General features: G+C 29.3%; 1 protein-coding gene and 1 pseudogene. Both read left to right on the top strand.

The features are described 5' to 3' along the window. Positions 1–377 (top strand): annotated as a pseudogene (locus BM141_RS23850) (hypothetical protein); the annotation flags it as partial. 13 nt (positions 378–390) lie between these two features. Beyond that, on the top strand, positions 391–2,816 hold a 2,426-nt coding region (locus BM141_RS22275; protein WP_143091089.1), incomplete at its 3' end, for a tetratricopeptide repeat protein.

Below are 2,816 nucleotides of genomic sequence, written 5' to 3'. Positions count from 1 at the left end.
TATGGAAATTTATGCGTAAAAAGGTCATTGATACTTGTTTTTATAGAAAGTTTCAAGATTTCAAGGAAAAGGTCTGTGAGTTTTTTACCCATATTACCCAATATAAGCAGGAATTAAACAGGCTATTTCTTGGAATTTTCATATCCCTAAAACTAAAACCAATTTTTATTGAGTATAAAACGCTTCCCCATGGACGCAAACAATATAGTCTATTCAAATACGGATTAAAGCAACTCAGTAATATGTTTCTTAATGAAGAAAAAGTAGCAAATTTTGACAAAATTATTACATTATCAATAATATATTTATTATCAAATAGATATAAAATTATTAAATTTTGTCTTAGTACAGTAATCTATTTATTTAAGCTATCTTAAAAACTAAATATCTATGGGAATACTAAGAATAATCACGTTTATAATAATTTTTTTTTCTTTATATCAAATCTGTAATGCGCAGAATTCCAATCAGAATCAAGAGGTATCGGATAGCCTAAATGAAGAACAACTTATGGAAGATATAAAGATGGCTATTGAACATTATCAAAATAGGCAGTATAAACACGCTATACATCTATTTGAGAAAAATATAGCAACCTTAAAAGCAATGTATAGAGATGTGCCTAATCTGTCTTCATATTTAGGCTTACTAAATATTCTTTCTGATTGTTATCAAAATACTTGGCAATTAGAAAAATATAATGAACTACAAGCAGAAAGAGATGAAATAAGAATGCAAATATATGAAAACGCCGACTGGAAAGTAATGTTTCGCATAGGAAACGACCTATTGAATGAAGGTAAGTATGAAAAAGCACAATTAGTATTAGAAAAATTAAAAGTAAAAACTGAGAAAGATTTTCAAAGACAATCTTTAAACTATATTGAGGTTTGTAATAGTTTAGCTCTTTTGTATAAAAGACGCGCAATGTATGATATTGCAGAAAAATTATACTTAGAAGTAAAAGATATATGTAATAGTCTATTAGGTAAAAAAAGTTATGAGTATGTTCGTACATGCAATAATTTAGGAATGCTATATTATGAATACGGTAATTATGTAAAGGCAGAGCTTCTACTTTTAGAGGCGAAAGATATACTACAAAAGGATATTGGTAAAGAAGATGAGAGAGGTATGTACCCACAATGCTGTAGCAACTTAGGCTTACTATACATAGAGCAAGGTTTGTTTAAAAAAGCCTACGATGTATTATTGGAATCAAAAGATATCCGAGAAAAAATATTCACAAGAAAAAGTGAAGAGTATGGACAATCATGTCATAATCTTGCTTTATTATATTCTCGAGTTGGTTATTATGAATCTGCATTAGCTTTGTATAAAGAAGCTAAAGAAATAGCCGAGATTTTCTTAGGTAAAAATCATCCTGAATACGCTACTTACTGTGATAACTTAGGGGGTTGTTATGAAGAATTAGAACTTTATGAAGAGGCAGAGTCTTTACGTATTGAAGCTAAAAATATTCGTAAAATAACCTTAGGCATAAATCATCCTTGGTATGCTTATTCTTGTAATAACTTAGGATTTTTCTACTCAAAACGTGGTTTTTTTAAACAGGCTCTTTCTTTGTACCAAGAGGCATTGGATATTTACGAAAAACAATTTGGTAAAGAGCATACAGAGTATATAAAAACTTTGAGTAATATATCCGCTTTGTATTACCAAGAAAAATTATATGAAAATGCATCACCATTAATTAGCGAAGCCATCAAAATTGAATTTGATTACTTAAAAAAGAATTTACTTCATTTAAGCGAAAAAGAGAAAAAAGATTATTTTAACACCATTAGCAGCAATCGTATCGGATTTTATTCTATTTTAGTAAAAATTTTAGAAAACGAAACTTCCTACAAAGACCTAAATGTACTTTTGCAAAATACTTTTAATTTTACCTTACAATCAAAAGGCTTAATGCTTTCTGAGGTAAAGAAGATGAAAAATCATATTTTGCATAGTAGCGATACAAGCCTAAGAAATAAATTAGTTGCTTGGCAAAGGTATAAAACCCAAATTTCTAAAATTTATAATCTGCCTCTTGCTGATAGAGAAAGAAATACACAACAAATATTATTCTTAGAAAATGAAATAAATAACTTAGAACGCTACTTGTTTACAAAATCTTCTATATTTAAAGAAACTTATGAAAATATCAATATCCAGCTATCAGATATTCAAAAAAATCTCAAAGCAGGCGAAGTGGCTGTAGAACTAATAAGAACACCATTATTACCTAATGATGAATATGTTTTTGATTACATAGGTAAAGGTTTTAGTTACGATACACTTGGAAGCAATGGAGCAGTAAGAGTTATAAAAGTAATATCTAACAAGAGTCCTGCCTATAAGATAGGTTTAAAAATTAATGATGAAATATTAAGTATAAATGATATTATTACAAGTGGAAAATCTATTAGCCAAGTATCAAGCCTATTGAAAGAAGAATCATGTAAAATAGAGATATTAAGTGCCGAAACTAAAAGTAAAAAAATACTTATCATAAAAAATGACTCTGTATTTGTAAAAAAACAAGCAGATATTATTTATCTTGCTTTCATTATTACTACTCAAGACATTCGCACTCTTCTCATCAAAAATGCTCCATCCTTAGAAACCACCTACTTCCAAGAGTACCAAAAGCTAATGAAAGTTACCATGAACCCCAAAGTTTTTGAGGATACTCTGCTTTACAATGCCTTTTGGAAGCCTATTGCCGAGCAGTTAGGGGAAAATGTGAAAACTGTCTATCTCTCCCCTGACGGCATCTATCACCAAATCAACCTAAATACCCTGCAAAATCC

It is taken from the genome of Thermoflexibacter ruber (assembly GCF_900113045.1).
In the GTDB taxonomy this organism is placed as follows: Bacteria; Bacteroidota; Bacteroidia; order Cytophagales; family Thermoflexibacteraceae; genus Thermoflexibacter; species Thermoflexibacter ruber.
Note: the sequence above shows the minus strand (reverse complement) of the source record. Positions and strands in the feature narration are given on the sequence as shown.